At 41.6% G+C, this 18,474-nt stretch carries 14 protein-coding genes and 4 pseudogenes; 3 read left to right on the forward strand and 15 right to left on the reverse strand.

The genetic code is table 11. The annotated features are described in order from the left end of the window. The 6 genes and pseudogenes from H525_RS0111635 to H525_RS0111660 all read right to left on the reverse strand — a co-directional run. Nucleotides 1-325: helix-turn-helix domain-containing protein (locus H525_RS0111635; RefSeq protein WP_027416369.1), on the reverse strand; the 325-nt coding region annotated here is incomplete at its 3' end. Nucleotides 326-480: 155 nt separating this feature from the next. Next, entirely contained in the window at nt 481-1,557 is a 1,077-nt protein-coding gene (locus H525_RS0111640; protein ID WP_027416370.1) for an ABC transporter ATP-binding protein, read from the reverse strand. Nucleotides 1,558-1,974: 417 nt separating this feature from the next. After that, nucleotides 1,975-3,273, reverse strand: a pseudogene (locus tag H525_RS23755) (IS110 family RNA-guided transposase). Between the two features lie 90 nt (nt 3,274-3,363). Then, the gene (locus H525_RS0111650) at nt 3,364-4,113 is read right to left on the reverse strand and encodes an HAD family hydrolase (protein WP_027416371.1); all 750 of its coding nucleotides are present in this window, start codon (nt 4,111-4,113) and stop codon (nt 3,364-3,366) included. Next, nucleotides 4,103-5,617 carry a CehA/McbA family metallohydrolase gene (locus H525_RS0111655; RefSeq protein WP_027416372.1) on the reverse strand — a complete coding sequence of 505 codons (1,515 nt, stop codon included), beginning with the start codon at nt 5,615-5,617 and terminating at the stop codon, nt 4,103-4,105. Before H525_RS0111655 ends, H525_RS0111650 begins: the two co-directional genes overlap by 11 nt. Beyond that, nucleotides 5,617-6,927 (reverse strand): ABC transporter substrate-binding protein, encoded by a 1,311-nt coding sequence (locus H525_RS0111660; RefSeq protein ID WP_245590462.1) that lies wholly within the window; start codon nt 6,925-6,927, stop codon nt 5,617-5,619. Before H525_RS0111660 ends, H525_RS0111655 begins: the two co-directional genes overlap by 1 nt. 328 nt (nt 6,928-7,255) lie before the next feature. Here H525_RS0111660 and H525_RS28580 point away from each other — a divergent pair, with 328 nt between their 5' ends. After that, nucleotides 7,256-7,903, forward strand: coding sequence for an IS110 family transposase (locus tag H525_RS28580; protein WP_425387686.1), 648 nt, complete (start codon nt 7,256-7,258; stop codon nt 7,901-7,903). Nucleotides 7,904-7,905: 2 nt separating this feature from the next. After that, a complete protein-coding gene (locus H525_RS28585; RefSeq protein WP_245590469.1) occupies nt 7,906-8,313 on the forward strand; it encodes a transposase in 408 nt (135 codons plus the stop codon). Between the two features lie 154 nt (nt 8,314-8,467). On the opposite strand, the gene H525_RS23765 is transcribed toward H525_RS28585, so the two are convergent. From H525_RS23765 to H525_RS26325, 6 genes and pseudogenes are all read right to left on the reverse strand, one after another. After that, complete coding sequence (locus H525_RS23765) at nt 8,468-9,364, reverse strand: carbohydrate ABC transporter permease (RefSeq protein WP_051330986.1); 897 nt, start codon at nt 9,362-9,364, stop codon at nt 8,468-8,470. Between the two features lie 29 nt (nt 9,365-9,393). Next, nucleotides 9,394-10,393, reverse strand: a pseudogene (locus H525_RS29510) (IS110 family RNA-guided transposase); the annotation flags it as partial. 123 nt (nt 10,394-10,516) lie between these two features. After that, on the reverse strand, nt 10,517-11,395 hold the full coding sequence (locus tag H525_RS0111680) for a carbohydrate ABC transporter permease (protein WP_027416374.1): 879 nt from the start codon (nt 11,393-11,395) through the stop codon (nt 10,517-10,519). Nucleotides 11,396-11,572: 177 nt separating this feature from the next. After that, nucleotides 11,573-12,337, reverse strand: a complete 765-nt coding sequence (locus tag H525_RS0111685) for a DeoR/GlpR family DNA-binding transcription regulator (RefSeq protein WP_027416375.1) — start codon at nt 12,335-12,337, stop codon at nt 11,573-11,575. A gap of 425 nt (nt 12,338-12,762) precedes the next feature. Beyond that, nucleotides 12,763-13,665: pseudogene (locus tag H525_RS29515) on the reverse strand (ISL3 family transposase); the annotation flags it as partial. A gap of 3 nt (nt 13,666-13,668) precedes the next feature. After that, nucleotides 13,669-14,144: pseudogene (locus tag H525_RS26325) on the reverse strand (P-type ATPase actuator domain-containing protein); the annotation flags it as partial. Nucleotides 14,145-14,451: 307 nt separating this feature from the next. Here H525_RS26325 and H525_RS29520 point away from each other — a divergent pair. Continuing rightward, nucleotides 14,452-14,619, forward strand: a complete 168-nt coding sequence (locus H525_RS29520; RefSeq protein WP_081413365.1) for a transposase — start codon at nt 14,452-14,454, stop codon at nt 14,617-14,619. Between the two features lie 303 nt (nt 14,620-14,922). On the opposite strand, the gene larB is transcribed toward H525_RS29520, so the two are convergent. The 3 genes from larB to larE form a co-directional block, all read right to left on the reverse strand. Then, nucleotides 14,923-15,681 carry a nickel pincer cofactor biosynthesis protein LarB gene (gene larB, locus H525_RS0111710; protein WP_027416379.1) on the reverse strand — a complete coding sequence of 253 codons (759 nt, stop codon included), beginning with the start codon at nt 15,679-15,681 and terminating at the stop codon, nt 14,923-14,925. Between the two features lie 29 nt (nt 15,682-15,710). After that, complete coding sequence (locus tag H525_RS23785) at nt 15,711-17,516, reverse strand: sigma-54 interaction domain-containing protein (protein ID WP_051330987.1); 1,806 nt, start codon at nt 17,514-17,516, stop codon at nt 15,711-15,713. Nucleotides 17,517-17,614: 98 nt separating this feature from the next. Then, nucleotides 17,615-18,442, reverse strand: coding sequence for an ATP-dependent sacrificial sulfur transferase LarE (gene larE / locus H525_RS0111720; RefSeq protein WP_027416380.1), 828 nt, complete (start codon nt 18,440-18,442; stop codon nt 17,615-17,617). Nucleotides 18,443-18,474: the final 32 nt, after the last annotated feature.

The following is an 18,474-nucleotide window of genomic DNA, read 5'->3' on the forward strand; positions in this document are numbered from 1 at the left end:
CCTTTTGCATCTTTTCTACAGCGAATTGGATGAATTCAGAGGCTTGAGCAAGTTTGTACTTCGCACCACAATGAGAACGGTTCTTTTCGTAAACGGCTTGTCCAGTGTCAGGGAAATAGACGGTATGTTCCGTTAGATCCGATCGTCTTTGGGTGACTCTGCCACGTTTGAGTTCTCGTGAGATCGTGGATTTGTGGCAGCCGATCTCGTTTGCAATCGCTTGTAGGGACTTCCCTTGTTTCCACAGAACTTGGATTTTACCACGATCAAATGCATTCAAATGTGTAAAGGTTCGTTTCTTTGTGTTACGATAAGAGCGAGCCATTGGTAATTCCTCCTGTTATGAATTGGTTTGGTCGACTTAATCATAACGGAATTACCGTGGCTTTTGTGATATTTTATTTGTTGCATTTCATTTTACAATGAACCAACCCAATTGTCACAATTAATAAAAACCATTCCAAAATAATCCCTCATTCATTAACTCATTCTTTTTTGCGTTTCAGCATCAAAAAAGTGTAGTTTTTCCATCATAATCGAAAAAGAGATGGACTGATTTATAACCAATGAAGCTGGGGCCTGTAAATAAATAGTATGATCACCTAACTTTGTCGTTACATTCTGCTGACTTCCTAAATGCTCAACATGTTCCACTTCTGCTTTAAATCCTTCCTCAAATCGTACATCAGTTGCTCTAAAACCAATTAATACATCCTTATTAATATAATGGTTGTTTTCGAACACGCTTGCTATCTTCGAGTGAATGGCCAACTTCCTTCCTGCAAACAGCAATTTGATCTGGTCTTCTTCTTTTAAAATAGCAGCGGTACAAATATTCATTTGAGTATTTCCAATAAAAGCTGCTACAAATGTGTTTGCGGGTTTTTCATAAATGTTTTTAGGAGTATCCATTTGTTGAATCATTCCATCCTTCATTACGACAATCCGGGTTCCCAAAGTCATTGCTTCAACCTGATCGTGTGTGACATAAACAACAGTATTCTTTAAATACTGATGGAACCTTTTAATTTCTTTTCTCATTTCAGTTCTTAAAGCTGCATCCAAATTGGATAATGGTTCGTCCATCAAACATATTGAGGTATTTGCCACAATAGCTCTGGCTAAGGCTACACGTTGACGTTGACCACCTGAAAGCTGCCCTGGTTTTCTTTTTAAATAATGTGAAACTCCTACAATTTCGGCTGCCTCTTCGACTCTTCTTTTAATTTCGATTCTGCCAAGATTTCTCATCTTTAGTGGAAAAGCGATGTTATCGAAAACTGTCATATAAGGGTATAAAGCATAGCTTTGGAAAACCATCGACATATCGCGTTTCATTGGTTCTAAGTCATTAACTACCTTGTTTTTCACTTTAATTTGACCATTAGTTACCTTTTCAAACCCTGCAATCATTCGAAGTGTTGTCGATTTACCACAGCCTGAAGGTCCAACTACTACAATAAACTCTCCCTGTTCTATGTCCATGTTCAACTCTTTAACAGCTTGTACACCATTTTCATAAAACTTGTCGATATTTTGTAGTGATAGAGTAATCATCTATCCTAACACCTCCCACTATAATTAATTGTTTTCTCGTATTTCCTCACTCATTCTCAGGATTTCATCAATGACTTTTCACAAGAGGTGGAAGTGGATATGCTTTAGTGTGATATTTTTCCTCTATAGGCGTAAGGGGAAGTAGAGCTTGGAGCCCTATTTCCAAACAATGGGTGAACAATATGATCGCACAATGGATCTCCACATGTTCCCTTGTGGTTTACCCTCCCATGTCACGCTGGGTCTATGCCCTTACATTCCTTCGTTCTACCTCTCAAGGGGTGGATGCCGATTCTTGCTCCTTTACAGGGTCGTTGCCCTTATGGTGTGTGGTTCTTCGGCTTCTCCGGTGCTTCCATTGTCATTGTTATGCACATGTGAATAAGTGAAAATTAGATGATCGAATGTTGATTCTATTTAGGCAGCAGCCTGTTGTAACTGCGCTTGACGAACGGGTCCTAACACATCGTTAGCGTTGTACTTTTTCTGCTTTGTCCCCAGTGTATAAAGGACGCGAATCAGTTTTCCACACAATGCGATGAGAGACTGCTTCTTCTTTAACGGGTTTTGGCTTCGTGTCGTGTACTGCTTGTGCAGCGCTTTAAACTCTTCGTTTTTAGCCACCAACGGTAAGATACAACGGAATAGCAATGCCCGCAGACGAGAACGTCCTCGCTTACTTATTCCCGTCTTTCCTTTGCGGTCACCTGAACTGTTCTCTACGAGATTCAATCCAGCCAAGCGTATAATCTGCTGTCCATGGTCATACCTATTTATATCCCCAATTTCAGCAAGGAAACCGGCGATAGTGACAATGCCTACTCCTGGAATGGTCAGCATTTCTGCCGTTCCTGGAATCTTTTCAAGGATCTGCATGACGTCATTCATTATCTTCTCTTCCTGCTTCATATATAGATCAAACTCTTCCAACAACAATTCAAGCTGGACGCGAGCGGCTGTCAGCCCTTCGGTGAGCCCGATCGAAGACATTGCAGCTGCGTAAAGCTGCTCTGCTCTCTTGATGCCTACTCCACACTTCACTTCCTTCTTCCAACACGTAAGAATGCCTCTGGCGCCTTTGGAGACAATCTCTTCTGGTGTTGGGAATTGACGCATGGTCATGAGTGACGCTTTGCCCTCCCAGTCCTTAAACACCTGAGAATATTCAGGAAAGTAGCGGTCAAACCAGTTTGCAACCCTTGCCTATACTCGATTCAAGCTTTCCGTGACCTTCTCTCGAACATTCGTCAGAATCCGTAAGTCCACATATTCCTTTGTCGGTAGATTGGGCTCCGTATACTTCCCGTTTCGAATAAGGTTGGCAATGACTTTCGCATCTTTATAGTCACTTTTCGTCTGCATATTGTCCTCAAGTTCCTTGCTTTTGTTCACATGGTGTGGATTGACGAGAACGATTTTGATCCCTTGATCCTGTAAAAATGCAGCTAATGGAAACCAGTAGTGTCCCGTAGGCTCGATACCAAAAACAATATCTGTTTTGCCATGAACTTGTTGAAGTTCCTTCATCCACATGACCAGTTGCATCAAGCCTTCTTGATTGTTGCTGAACACGCAATCCTTTCCGAGCTCTATACCTCGAAAATCCACAGCACGAGCTACGTGAATCCTCTTTGCAATATCTGCGCCCACAACCAGCGTTGCTTCGGTAATTCTTGTAATACGTTGATTTTGTTTCTGTTTCATCTTATGCTTCATAAGTAAGTGCCTCTTTTCGTATATGGGATTTGTTCTTGGATGGAACGTTCCTCAGTATACTAGAGGCGCTTTTTTCTTTCAAAGCTCAAATTACTTCATTACAGGAATGGCTCCTTTATCAAAAATGAAGTTGTCATTTTCATCAATCAGATGTTGAACAGTTGGGATCACAAAATTAGCAAGCTTCTGAAGTTCTTTTTCAGTGCCTACTCCTGATAATACGCCAATTCCGAATCCAGCCTTGCTATTTTTTGCTGTTTGTAAGTCAACAACAGTATCACCAACGATGACAACTTCTTCAGCTTTTAGTCCAAATTTCTCACAAAAAATTTCTACCATTTGAGGTGAAGGCTTTTTCTCATATAAGTCGGCAGTTCCTAAAAATTGTATATCATCTTGAATGCCTAAATACTCCAAACAAAGTGTAGTAGTTTCATAGTCATCTGCAGTAGCAATACCAATCACAATTCCTTTGTTTCTAATTATTGAAAAAAGCGGGGATAAATCACAAACAGGCTCTACATATTCTATCCATTGCCTTGATTTTATAAAAATTTGCTCTGACATCCACTGGTGTAAAGATGGTACCTCAATTGGCAGAACTTCCTTAAATGCACTGGAAATATCCAAAGATGTCCCAGATGCTAAAATTCCCTTTTCATCCACTTCTCCATTCATAAGTCCAATTGAGATACCCAGTTTTTGTTTGAGTTCAAAATTACCAGTTTCGCCTATTACTTGCAGCAATTGATTGATTACATCATCAATTACTTTGATCCAAATGGATCCGAACTTTAATAAAGTTCCATCTTTGTCAAAAAGAATTCCTTTAATTTTCAATCCCTAACCACCCTGCCTTTTCCAAAAGCTTGTCCCAAGTCTTGACTTCCGGGTGTTTTTCTCCATAATAAACTGGGTTTGTAAAAGCAAGTAGTTCTCCTTCTATTGTACGTACTTCTATGCGCAGCCAGTGATAAGCTTTATCTGCCCAATTTACTGAATAAGTGGAAGAAAGGCCTTTTTCTTCGTGTACCTTTTTTCCATCCTCAATCCAGTGAACCACTGTATCTTCATGTTTGTAATCTAATTTAACCTGACAAATCGCTTCATACCCATTTTTATCCATCACATCTGTTAAATTTTCACCAATTTTATGTTTGGACTTTCCTACCTGAGCAGTGAAGGTAATTGTCGGTCCTCTCGATACATAAACATGCCCTTTTTTTACATTTTTCAATATCGCAGAGGCGGATAAATGCTCAGCCCATACATAAGTGCCAGGATCTCCTATTAAAGAGGGGTCTCCACCTGGTTCATAGCTATCGCTCGGAAGCAAATGGGAATCAGAACCACCTATACCTGTAAGGGTGTAGCCTTCATTCCAAATATGGGACCAGAAGAGAAGGGCTTTTTCTGTAGCTTTTGGATTTGTTTGAAAAGTCGGGTCATTCCAAATCTCAATGCTGTCAAGATCTGATAAAGATGTGTCCTCCATCTGCCAATGCCATGGAAAAAGGAATGGGTGATTCATAGAACAAAGTGTTCCTGATTCCTTTGCTTCCTTAAAGAGATTGTTCATTCCTTGAGTTGTTTCCAACCCACCATCTTCCCTGCTTGGGAGATAATCAATCCATTTTTTGACTCCTAATGCATTCCAATGCCCTTTTGTAGAAGTAATTTCAACACCTGGAATCACTAGAATCTCACCTTTAGCCCATGAAGTTGAAACAATATTATGGTCAGTAGCAACAAAAAAGTCCAGTTGTTGTTGCTTAGCCATTTTTAAGTTATCTTCCTGAGTCATATTGCCGTCAGATAAAATCGTGTGCGTATGAAAATCTCCTTTATACCATCTTGCTTCCTTATTGATAACTTCATCCCATTTATACAAATTTAATGTGAGACCACTCAAATCATACTCTGCCCACTTATTTCCGCCAAAAGGGGTAATAGCTTCTACTTTTTTCGGCAGTTCTTGATTGCCCGCTTCACATGTAATTTGATATTCTAATTCTTTTTTTATCGTATCCGTAATCCCCTTGTCCGTTACGAATACTTCTATTCTCCATTCTCCAATAGGGAGCGGACCTGGAAGTGTGCCTGCACTTGAATGAATAGCATTCTGATGAAGCATAATTCCTTTCGGTGCCTTTCCGTCCATATATTGCAAACGAAGAACACCTTGTGGATCAAACACAAGCATGTTAAACCAGCAAGCTCTGCTTGTTTTAATCTCAAAATAAAGCCAATTCGTTCCTTCCGCCATTTCAAAATGATGATGAAAGATAGGAAGGAGCATTTCATCTGAAATGCTCTGTTTGAAATTATACGATGTGGTAACCATTATTTCACTACCTTATCCAAAGCTTTTTGCGCTTCTTCTTTTGCATCTTTTAATGCTTGTCCGGCTGGAATATTTTCAATTTCTACTTTATCCGCTGCTTTCGAAAGAGCATCTAAGATCTTTCCGCCTGTTGGATCAATAAAGCCAGGTGTTCCATGCTGCGCTTGCTCAAGGGGTACAAGAATTTGTGGATTTTTAGCAGCAAATTCTTTATAAGCCGGAACTTCAGTAGCTGATTTGCGAACTGCTATATAACCTGAATTTTTAGACCAATCTGCAGTAACTTCAGAGCTTGTAAAATACTTTATCCATTTGTAAGCTGCCGCTTGTTGTTCACTAGATGCCTTTGCAGGTATGACAAGCATTTGCGCCTCTGCTGCAGGAGCAGCCTCATGATTTTGCCAGCCTGGTTGAGGAGTTGCCACAATTTTAGTGAAATCTAAATCTCCTTGATCACCACTTGAACCTGTATAACCCGCGGCACGATCTTGCATTACATCATCGATTGTCTTATACCAATATTCCCAACCTTGACCACCGTGATGAATTTGCATAGTTTTATCTTCGTGAATCGCTTTACGGAAGAAATCCCATGTATTAACCCACTCTGTTGAATCAATCATTACTTTTTTACCATCATCGCTTAAAACTTTTCCGCCTGCGCTTAATGAAGCATCAATTAAATTTCCACTGCCCCACATTGGTTCCCAGCCAAAAACTTTTTGTTCAGCTTTGATTTTCTTAGCTGCCTCTCCTAAAGACTCCCAAGTTTTTAATTGAGAAGGATCAATGTTCGATTTCGCTAAAATATCTTTGCGAAAATATAGAACTTGAGTTGTGCCATAAGCAGGTAATGCATATTGTTTTCCATTTACTTTACCTAAATCTAAGAAGGTAGGAACATAATCTTCTACATTTGATTCCTTATCCTTTTTAAGGAAAGAATCCAAAGATGCTAACACTTGCTTGTTTGCTAAAACATTCGCCGTAGTGTACTGCAATAGAGCCACAGCTGGTGTTTGCCCCGAAGCCGTTGCTGCCTGCAGTTTTTGATACGTTTCGGTATAATCTGCCTGAGCTACTCCATTAACGATGACTTCATTTTGAGATTTGTTGAAGGCATCGATTTTTTTCTTCATGTTTTCTCCTAATTTCCCGCCTAATCCGTACCAAAATTCGATCTGGACTTTATCCTTTCCTTGGCTGCTTTGAGTTGCATTTTCTTTTGTACCACATCCCGCCAAGAGAGATAGCGACATGATTCCTATTGCCATTGCAAGAATTGATTTTTTTAACAGCTTCTTTTTCATGTTTATACCCATTCCTTTCGCTTCGCTCAAGGCACAAAACGGAATGAAATCCGTTAGCTTTGAGCGATTTTTTGTATTCTTGATTTACAGGGATACCAGCACACTACAAATCACGCGGAGATGAGTGGGCCGCCCCAATTATACGGTGACCGCATGTTTATATATGTAGATTGCCTTTCCAAGCACAAATAAGTGTCGCTTCGAGCACGCAGACTTATCTTTGTATAAACAACTCGTTTATTGCTGGGCAATCAGTCCCTGCTGACTATCTCTTATATCACGGAAAGGAGCTTCCCTATGGCTTTAAAAATTGTCTACCCCGTCTGTTGTGGAATCGACCAGAAAATACTGGATCCCCGTGTTCAACATTCTGGAGCATTCCTGCAACATCACGCTGGCTCACCCCAAATACGTCAAGGCCATTCGTGGCAAGAAGACGGACAAAAAGGACGCCCAATGGATTGCCGATTTGTTCAAGCATGACCTTGTCGCGGGAAGCTTTATACCTCCCTTGCCGATCCGGCAGCTCCGCGACCTGACGCGCTACCGCTTTAAGCTGACGAACTTTTCGTCGAGCGAGAAGAATCGGCTCCAGAACAGCTTGACGGTTTCGAACATTCAGCTTGGAAATGTCGTTTCCGATACGTTCGGCAAAAGCTCGATGAATATCATCGATAAGCTGCTGGACAATCCGCACGATACGTCTTTTGACATCGAACCGCTCATTCACCGCTCCATGAAAGGGAAACTTCCTGAACTGGAACTCGCGATTGACGGACTGATTACGCCCGAACAGGTTGGAAAAATCAAGGTTGTCAAGCAACACTACGAAGACCTGGAATCCCGCAAAGCGGATTTGGAAGCCATTATTCTTTCCCTTGCCGAGTCCTACTCCAAGGAAATCAACTTGATCTTGACTGTTCCGTCCTTCAAAAACCTGTTTTCCGCCATTGCCGTGGTTTCGGAAACGGTGTGAATATGGACGTGTTCCCGACAGCCAAGCATTTGTGCTCCTGGGCAGGACTTACACCTTCGAATGATGAAAGTGCCGGCAAGAAAAAGTCAGTAAGGATTTCGAGAGCCGGCTATTACATCAAGCCTCTTTTGGTACAGTGTGCAACCGCTGTAGTCAAAAGCGCGAAACATTCCGAAATCCGAAACCGCTACTTACAACTGAAAAAGCGCAGAGGCCACAAACGCGCCATTATTGCGATTGCGCGAATGCTGTTAACGGCCATCTACCACATCTTGAAGAACAAAGAACCCTATAACCCTGATTTGTATAAAAAATCCGATGTTCGTCCAGAAAACCGTGAAATTACGGTAGAACAAGCGATTTTATTGGCACAAACTCAGGGTTACCGAATTATGACGATTGCAACCTGATTTCCTTCACCCTATCAGCAATACATAATTTACCATTTAGTCGTCTTGGGAACGGCTTATTTGGCATGCTCATTTTCCTTGTTGAGTGCGTTTGCTAAGGATTTCAGACTTTCAGACTTCACCTCCCCTCCGCAGTCTATTACATTTATAGTATTTAACCTTTTACCCCACGATCATTGATGCCTTTAATAAACCATTTTTGTGCGATAAAGAACAATAACAGCAGTGGTGCAACAGCAAACACATTTCCCGCCATAACTAACGGCCACTTGATTCCATATGCCCCCCCTTCAATGAAAAATTGGCGAAGACCAATGGTAATTAAAAATTTATCTTGGCTTTTTAGAATTAGCGATGGCCAGAGATAGTTATTAAACATTTGAACAAAGCTTATTAAGCTAAAGGTTAGAAATGATGACTTGGTCATCGGAAATAAAACCTTCCAAAGAATGGACCAATGACTCGCGCCATCAACTTTTGCTGCTTCAACCATCTCAACTGGAACCTGTAAGAATGCTTGGCGAATAAAGAAAATACCGAAAACGCTAACTGCATTTGAAAGAATCATCCCTTGATAGCTATCCAGCATATTTAACTTCGCTAAAATCACATAACTAGGCACATAAGTTGTTGCTGCAGGAAGCATGTATACAGCTAAGATCGATGCAAAAAGAATTTTTTGACCTTTAAATCGAAATTGCGTTAATGCATACGCCATCATGGCAGCCGTGATGATTTGAAACAGCACAATGGCACTTGCAGTAAATATACTGTTAAACAAATACTGTCCAAAGGATGCACTATTCCAAGCATCAATAAAATTTTGCCATTGAGGTTTTGCCGGCAAAAATGAAGGCGGAAACTTCCATATTTCATCTCTTGTTTTAATAGCGCTAACTAACATCCAAAAGAATGGAAAGGCGGTGATTACACTAAAAAAAATTAGTATAATATGTCTTACTGTTTTTTTTACAATAAGAGAAAGAGTGATTTCTTCTTTTTTTTTCACTTTCAAAAATTCTTGTTGTGCCTCGATAGCTATCTCTTTCAATCATCCCATCTCCCACTATAAATTAATGTTTTCTCTTTGCCGAAACTGTTCTCTTTGAGATTCAGGCCGGCGAGTCGAATGATTTGCTGCCCATGCTCATATCCCTGCAGATCGCCAACTTCCGCCAGAAAACAGGCCAATGTAACAATTCCTACTCCGGGCACAGTCAGCATCTCGACAGTTCCTGAAATCTGCTCCAGAAGGTGCTCAACCTACTTCATGATGTCGTCAAGTTGGCGCATACACAGCTCGTACTGTTCCACAAGGCTTTGAGTTCCATTCTGGCTGCTGCAAGGCTTCTTTAAGCCCAATGGAGGTAGCTGCAGCGGCAACCAGTTTCTCGGCTCTTTTCAGGCCTACGCCTCGTTTCACTTCCGTTTTCCATCGCTTGAGAATCTCGTTGGCGCCTAACGAGACGATCTCATCCGGCGTTGGAAACCCATGAAGCGTGATGAGCGAAGCTTTTCCTTCCCAATCCTTAAACACTTGCGTGTATTCCGAAAAGAAGCGGTCCAGCCAGTTTTGGATACATCTTTGAACCTGGCCCAAGTTCACCATCACCTTCTCCCGAAGGTTCATTAAAATCCGTAAATCGGCATAAACGCTTTTCGGGAATTTCGGTTCGGTGTACTTCCCATTCCGGATTAAATCCGCAATGACTCTGGCATCTTTGTAGTCGTTTTTGGTGGGCGAGTTATCCTCCAGCTCTTTGCTCTTGTTGACGTGATGCGGATTCACCACAACCACTTGGATGCCTTCGTTTTGCAAAAATTCCGCCAATGGAAACCAGTAGTGTCCGGTCAGTTCAATGCCAAACACAATGATTGTCTTGGCATGAATCCGTTGCAATTCCTTCATCCACATGACCAGTTTGGTCAGTCCCCGTCCTGTCACAAGGTTGGGACTATTTTACGCTTACACTGCACGGGCGACATGTGTTTGTTTGGCGATATCCGCCCCCACTACAAGCGTGGATTCGGTAATTTTTTGAACCCGTTGATTTTGCTTCTGTTTGTGCTTATACTTCATCTTGAGCGTCCTCCTCTTAATAAGGGCAGTGAATGTCGTGCATTCGAGACCCAGCATACAGGAGGCGCTCTTTTTTGTTCAAACCTCAAATTAATTCATTTCAGGAATTGCTCCTTCCTCTTTTTAGTAATGAACCCATCGTTTAGAAGCTAAGAATTGAACCGTTGATAATAACGCTGTGATGAGTACTAATAGCGTCGAGACCGCTGTAGCTTGTCCCATGTTAAATTGTTCAAACGCCAGTTGATAGTACATGTAAAGCAATGTTCTCGTACTTCCTGCAGGCCCGCCTTGTGTCAATACTTGAATTTGATCATATGCTTGTAAAGCATCAATTGTAGTTACAATTATTAAAAAGAATGTAGTGGGAGAAATCATCGGCAGCGTTACATAGCGAAATCTTCTCCATTTTGGAGCTCCATCAATGGATGCTGACTCATATAGATCCGCAGGTACACGCTGTAACGCTTCTAAATAGAAGATCATTACCCATCCAATGCCCTTCCACACAGTAACGATAATTACGGCTGGCATCGCCCACGAAGAGCTTCCAAGCCAATCTATTTTGTGGATGCCAAGTGCAGAAAGGAAAGAGTTTAGAAGTCCTACATCCGGTTGAAAAATCCAAGACCAAACAATGGAAACCGCAACCATTGGTGTGACCCATGGCGAAAAAATAATTGCCTTGTAAATAGTGCTTCCGGCTATCTTTTTATTTAATGCCAGCGCGAGGGTAAGACCAATAATCATCGTTGGCAATACGGTAAACACCACGAATGATAGAGTATTTATAATCACCTTGTAAAACTCTTTATCGGTTACTAGGCTGGTATAGTTCTCTAACCCAACGAAAGAAAACTTTGGACTTATATAATCCCAGTCTGTAAAACTAATAAATAGAGATACGATCATTGGAATAAACCAAAATGCCAATAATAGTAAGAGAGCTGGCAACATAAATATTACCATTGTGGATATTTGTTTGTTTTTACCTTTATTCATTCTCATCACCACACAAAAATACAATTTATACCACAAATAATTTCTTTACACCACAATAATACACATTATTTGTAAATCAAATATGAACCGATCGTAAATATTTGTGTTTTAATTGTAAAAACCACACTTTTCCCCAAAAAAAGAGAGAGGAATCTCCTCTCAAAAAAAAGAAAACCACTATTTATTAATAATTTCAATTCCTTCTTTTGTATATTTTTGCAGAACTCTATCTGGCAGTTTTGAATCAGTTATAATTCGGTCAATCCGATCGAAGAAACAAACCCTTAAAAGAGAGGCCACGTCGAATTTACTGCTGTCGGCTAATACTGTACAATTCCGTGAACTCTCCAGCATTTTCATTTTTACCTGAAATTCTCCAATCCCATAGTCTGTAAATCCTTCGGTTAATGAGATCCCGCTTATACTCATAAAAAATTGGTCAATATGGAAACCTTTAAAAAAATTCTCAGCCATATGCCCTACTATACATAGTTCCTCATTTCGGAGAATTCCTCCAGGCATAATAATGGTGAAATTGGGTTTTTCCGCAAGTTCATTTGCAATGATTAAAGAGTTTGTTAATATAGTAAGCTTTTCAAACTTCTCTTTTAACACTCTAGCAAATTCTGTATTTGTGGTACTGACATCTAATGCAATCGATTGTCCCTCCGTAACATACCGAGCTGCAATTTGGGCGATTTCTCTTTTTTCATCGATATTTTTAGCTTCACGTAGAGTGAAATTTACTTCGTTACTGTTGATCTCATCTAAAACTGCGCCGCCTCTGACTCTTCGCAAACGTCCTTCTCTTTCCAGATATTCCAAGTCTCTCCTTACCGTTTCATTTGAGACATTGAACATTTTCGTTGCTAAGGATACTTTTATTGATTTATTTTTGTTTAGCATTTCAATAATTTTTTCATGCCGATCGTGCGCTAACAATATAAACACCTACTTTTTCCTTATATACTTCTTATTAATATCACATTTTCTCACATTTTCACAAGTTATTTTGAAAAATATCCCATGTGAGGTCAGACCCCCACTACTATATAGTAGCAATGCGTTAAAGCGGCGAGCGGCGGGGTCAGTCCCCTATTAAGTTAAAGCATTGGGAGTCTGACCCCATAATCCAAACGAAATTCTCATTATCCTCGGCCTAAACAAACGTATGTTTAAATTTGCTTAAAGGCCTTTTATATAAGGCTTTCATTCATTTCAACGATATAAAAATTTGTTGGCTCTTCGCCGTTAGCGATACTATTTGCAAAAAATCGCCCTATCAATTTCCAGAAAACCTTTGAAAATCGGACAAGGAAATTGGTGATGCGAGTGATGCGTGGCTCCATGCTGTTGCCAATTCTTTTTTACGATTTTAGGGACAAATTCAATTTCCCCGCCAGCAGATACACCATAATTTTGTCCGAACGGTAGCCGCGAGCTTTTCGTTTTGCAGCTTGGAACAGACTATTAACGCCTTCAAGTAAGCCATTGGTAAGCTTAGAGCTAAACCATCGGATTACACCGTCATAGTGTTTTTGAAGTATTCTGTCCACTTCAATCATGGGTTCTAAACGACAACGTAGTCCCTGCTGAATCCAGTCTTTTAGTACCATCGGCTCAATCACGGCAGGATAGCGGTAGATCTATTGAAAGATTAAGCGCATTCGGTAGGCCTTGGCCGTATCTAAATCGCAGTCCTTGAGTTTGTCCATCATCTCTTGCTGCGCCGTGGTTAGGTTCTCTGGATTCTTCAGTCACATATAGCGCGTATTCTTGAGTTCAATGCTACTTTTACTCTCGGACCGCCGTACCTCATCGACGGCTTCGTTGGCCGCCTGAATGACGTGGAACTTGTCAAACGTGATCGCCGCATTCGGGAAATGCTCCCCAGTACCTTTGATGAAGGCCGGCGACATATCCATGCATACTTCCGTTACTTGCGCCTTGCCTCCGTGCGCTTCTAGCTGTTTTCTGCATTCGTTCCAAGTACTGGAGTGTTTCCCTTTGGTCACGCACATGACGTTCTTCTGCTCAGGATCCATAAAGATCGTCACGTCTTTAGACAAAAGCATGATCAGCGCGTCAAAGTGAAGCGTAAAATAATGCTTCGGTTTATTCAATGCCCATGGCACATGCACCCGCATGATTCGGTTGCATGAGTCGCAGTTCGTGCGCGGAAGCTCGGCATGGATGTAGCAGGGGGATTAAAAAAAGTTAAGATGCCGCCACTCCCGATCTTTATCTGCGATATCTTTCATGGGTTGGTTTGAAGTGTATATTCTGGCAAATCTATCTACAAAATCCTGGGTAGGAGCCTTTTTCTCCTGAGCTTCTTCAACCAAGTGATTAATGCGTGAAATTGTTGTCTCTTCCACTAATTTCGTAACTTTAACTTCTAACGAACCACTTTCGTTCAAGGTTCCAGCATAAATTGAATCCCCAATACCTTTGTCAACTGGGATTTGATTCTCCTGTAATAGGAGCTTGATTAACACTGGATGATCCTTCGATAATCTGTCCATCCAACGGGATTTTCTCACCGGCTTTGATGATAATCGTTTCTCCAACAGTATCTTCTACTGGCTTACGAACCAAGTCCCGGCCCACTTTAACCCAATGCCCCACTTTTAATCACATAATAAGCACTTCTTGCTGGTTTATATCCACTCATTAAAATAACCGCTGCGTATAATGCTGTTACGAGAATGGGGGAAAGGTTTATATAGGTACCAAGAAATCCAAGTGATGTTAGACTAAAAAGTGAACACAGAGAATATAGAGATTAAGGTACATCCTATCTCAAGGTATGTTAATAGAATGATTTATTTTCAGTAGTGGCGGAAGAGGACGTAGCCCCGTTGTGAACCTAACCGAAGGGAAGGTGAACTAGAGGGGCCGACGGCAGCTTGCTCTGAAAATCTATCCATCGTTTATAAATTTTTCCTAAGAATATAGAGGTAGGTGGCCTGTATAATAAAAAAATGATCTTAACGTCGAGGTGTGTCCAACATGAAACAACAATACGATCGTGAATTTAAGATGAATACTGTCCAGTGGATTTTGGAGCAAGGAAAATCAGTACCTCAAGTGAAGAGCTAGGCATATCGGAGAAAACGTTGTATGCATGGGTGAAGCAGTTTAAAAAGGATGCGAATCAAGCCTTTCCTGGAAGTGGCAACCTGAAGCCAGAGGATGCTGCAATTCGCGAACTTCAAAAGTAAATAAAGGACCTACAGGAGAAAAATGCGATCTTAAAAAAGGCTATGCACATCTTCATCAAAGACCGGAAGTGATTTATTCCTTCATCCATGAACACCGCTTCGAATTCCGTGTCGGGAAGATGTGCCAGATATTTGAGGTTTCTAGAAGCGGTTATTACGCTTGGTTAAAGCGGCCTACCAGCTAGCGCCGGAAGTGGCGGGAAAAACTAGCTAAGCAAATCCAACACATCTTCCTGTAGTCCCGTCGTCTTTACGGAAGCCCAAAGATTACACAAATACTCCGTGCTGAGGGAATGGCGGATATCACCTATATCCTGATGTAAATCCTTCCTGGATAGCCTGTTGGATCATAGACGCAGCCACAGCAGCACCAAATCCATTGTCAATGTTAACTACCGTGACACCCGCCGCACAAGAGGTGAGCATGGATAACAATGGGGTCAATCCAGAAAAATGCGCACCATAACCGACACTAGTGGGGACAGCGATTACCGGACGACGTACTAACCCCCCCACGACGCTCGCTAACGCACCTTCCATTCCGGCAACAACAATGACGATACTGGCTGCCTGAATCCGCTCCCGCTGAGCAAGCAAGCGATCAATTCCCGCTACCCCAACATCATAGATACGATCAACTTTATTTCCCATCCACTCAGCTGTTTGGGCTGCTTCCTCGGCTACCGGTAGATCTGCGGTCCCCGCGGAAATAACAGCTACTGTACCAATAAAAGTTTTTTCTCTCCTGCCGATTGTGATTAAACGTGACATTGGATCGTAAATGGCATCTGGAACATCCTGCCTAACAAGCTCCACCATTTTTTCATTGGCTTGCGTAACCATTGCCTTTCCATGCTTCTGATGAATTCGGGAAAAAATAAGCCTGACTTGCTCTGGTGTCTTTCCTCTTCCAAATATAACCTCCGGAAATCCCGTTCGAGCTTCCCGGGCATAATCGATTTTCACAAACCCCAAATCTTCAAAGCCGCGAATTTCTTGTTCCGCTTGTTCAACAGAGATCTCTCCGTTTTGAATACGATGTAATATCTCTCGTAAACTCATGTTGTCCCCTTCTTTCCAGTTAAAAATACTTACACTTCCCTTTTTCGCTCAATGCCGTACTTTCTCATTTTCTTAATGACGGTGGTGTGGGAAACTCCAAGAGCCTGTCCCACCTTGCGGATCGAACCGTAACGGGATAATGATTGAATGATCAAATCACGTTCCATTTCGTTAAAAGCGTTATAGCTCATATTTTCATCTGTCGTTTGAAGAACGGAAATATCTTTTGCATATTCCGCCTTTTCCATTGGTAAAGAAGGATGATGATCGGGCTTTGTCAAGGAATCCTGCAAAGACATGACATCACCCGGAAGATGATGCTGCTGGATGGTAGAATCCGGTATAGTAACGACCAAACGTTCAATCAGATTGGACAATTGCCGAACATTCCCCGGCCACGGATACTGTTGCAAAATTTGAATCACATGCGAGTGAATTATTTTTTTTGTCCCGTATTTTTGATTGTACCGATTTAAAAAATACTGAATCATGGCTGGAATGTCCTCATGCCTTTCACGTAAAGGCGGGATATGGATCGGAACCACATAAAGCCGGTAAAATAAATCCTCGCGGAACAATCCCTGCTGAATCCGCTCCTGCAAATTGCGGTGAGTAGCGGCAATAATTCGACAATTCACCTGAACAGGTTCGACTCCACCCACCCGGGTAATTTCCTGTTCTTGCAAAACGCGAAGGACTTTTACTTGAAGGGAAGGTGACATTTCGCCAATTTCATCTAAAAAGATCACCCCACCCTCGGCCGCCTCGAATAATCCGACTTTTCCGGATTTTTTGGCGCCGGTAAAAGCACCTGATTCATAACCGAACAATTCTGATTCAAGTAACTCCTCCGGAAGAGCTCCACAATTGATTTTCACGAAAGGGCCATGCGAACGGGCGCTATTTTTATAAATAAAAGAAGCAAGTACTTCTTTTCCGACTCCAGACTCCCCCAGTATTAAAACAGTAGAATCAAAACCGGCTACCCTTTCTGCCAAATCAAATACATTTAACATCTGCGGAGAGACCGCAATAATTTCCTCAGATTGAACTTGTTTGCGAAGCTTCGATAATTCTATTTGATACTGCTGACTACGGTTTTGTACTATATTCAATTCTTCCCGTAATCTAGCGAGTTCTGTCGTGTCCCGAATGGTAGAAACCGCGCCTTTGATCTTTCCTGATTCGTCAATAATGGGGACAGCGCTTACAATGTGCTCTTGACCTGTTGGATATCGTTGCAATCCAATTACTTCCCGTTTTTCCTGCAAAGCTTTCCAGGTTGTCGAGTTTTCCTTAAAAAATCCTTTACTAACCAATTCAGTCAGATGCGATCCGACAAAAGTTTTTTTAGGTACGCCGGAAAAACGGCAGAGAGCTGGATTTACCATTGTGACATAACCCAGTGCATCCGTAATTAAGATTCCATCATAAGCATGTTCGATAATGGAATCAAGCTGGCGGCTTCGCTCTAGGGCTTCCTTATATATATTGTGAATTATCTCCTGCAAGTCGGCTACATAAACAACACCGACAAATCTATTTTTTTTATCTACTACACCAACCAAATTGTATCCGACAGGCAGCTTTACTTCTTTTACCTGAGTATCTTCGCAAAAGAAGGGGACATGCTGAATCCAAACCCCATTTTCTGCTTCTGATGAACAAGACTGAGAACAAATACGAAAAACCCCTGCCCAGTATCCTTCATTGAGAACGGGTATTTCTTGAAGGGATAGTGATCTCATCTTCGCTGTAATTTGGTGTGCTTGATGCTGTAGTGTATTCAGTTCAATCGTAAAAGCAGGCTTTTGCACAATATCCGAAAGAAGCATCCGTTTCTCTCCCCACCCTTTACGAAAAATAAGCGGTTATGTTTAAAATGTTCTCATTCATATGTTTGCACTTGTAAACACAACCGCCAGGAAAAACTTTATTTTGCCATTTCTAATTTTGGAGTCTCTAGTGTTTCATTTAAACTGCCGGTACGGTAGCCTTGTAAATCAATCGTTATATACATATATCCGATACTCTTCAGTTTGCTTACAATCATTTCATTGAAACCCGCTAGTTTCTGGATATCTTGAGGTAAAACCTCGATACGAGCTAATTTATCGTGCTGGCGTACCCTGACTTGACGGAAGCCAATGTCCATTAAGAACTGTTCAGCCTTGTCAATCATCGTTAACTTCTCCTGCGTAATCACCTCACCATAAGGAATACGAGAAGAAAGACATGCAAACGATGGTTTATCCCAGGTTCGTAAGCCCAACTGATGTGATAGGGCACGAATTTCCGTTTTGGCTAGCCCCACTTCCTGCAGGGGAGCACGAACTCCTTTTTCTAAAGCCGCCTTAAATCCTGGACGATAATCACTTAGATCATCAGCAATCGCCCCAAAAACGACGTGATCATAGCCTCGTTCTTGTGCAATCGGGATCAAATGGCTGAAAAGCTCCTGTTTGCAGTAGTAGCAACGGTTGATTGGATTTTCCGCGTACCCTGGAATATTCAACTCGCTCGTTTGAATGACAAGGTGTTGGCTACCGATTTCTTTGGCCAGAGCCATGGCTTCTCTCCGTTCGCGCTCTGGATAGGTCTCGGCATCAGACGTTACTGCCAAAACATTATCTCTTCCTAGCGCTTCAACTGCTGCTTTAAGCAAAAAGGTGCTATCAACTCCACCTGAAAATGCGACCACAACTCGTCGAAGCTGGCGAAGATTCTCCAGCAACTGTTCATATTTAAGTTGAAATGGCATGTTGTAACGCTCCCTTTAAGAAAATATTATAA

The organism is Aneurinibacillus terranovensis DSM 18919 (assembly GCF_000430625.1).
Taxonomy (GTDB): domain Bacteria; phylum Bacillota; class Bacilli; order Aneurinibacillales; family Aneurinibacillaceae; genus Aneurinibacillus_B; species Aneurinibacillus_B terranovensis.

Bases quoted from the DNA above. Each gene is read 5' to 3' on its own strand.
- H525_RS0111640 (WP_027416370.1), bottom strand. From the start codon at position 1,557: ATGATTACTCTATCACTACAAAATATCGACAAGTTTTATGAAAATGGT.
- H525_RS0111655 (WP_027416372.1), bottom strand. From the start codon at position 5,617: ATGGTTACCACATCGTATAATTTCAAACAGAGCATTTCAGATGAAATG.
- H525_RS0111660 (WP_245590462.1), bottom strand. From the start codon at position 6,927: ATGAAAAAGAAGCTGTTAAAAAAATCAATTCTTGCAATGGCAATAGGA.
- H525_RS28585 (WP_245590469.1), top strand. From the start codon at position 7,906: ATGGACGTGTTCCCGACAGCCAAGCATTTGTGCTCCTGGGCAGGACTT.
- H525_RS0111680 (WP_027416374.1), bottom strand. From the start codon at position 11,395: ATGAATAAAGGTAAAAACAAACAAATATCCACAATGGTAATATTTATG.
- larB (WP_027416379.1), bottom strand. From the start codon at position 15,681: ATGAGTTTACGAGAGATATTACATCGTATTCAAAACGGAGAGATCTCT.
- H525_RS23785 (WP_051330987.1), bottom strand. From the start codon at position 17,516: ATGCTTCTTTCGGATATTGTGCAAAAGCCTGCTTTTACGATTGAACTG.
- larE (WP_027416380.1), bottom strand. From the start codon at position 18,442: ATGCCATTTCAACTTAAATATGAACAGTTGCTGGAGAATCTTCGCCAG.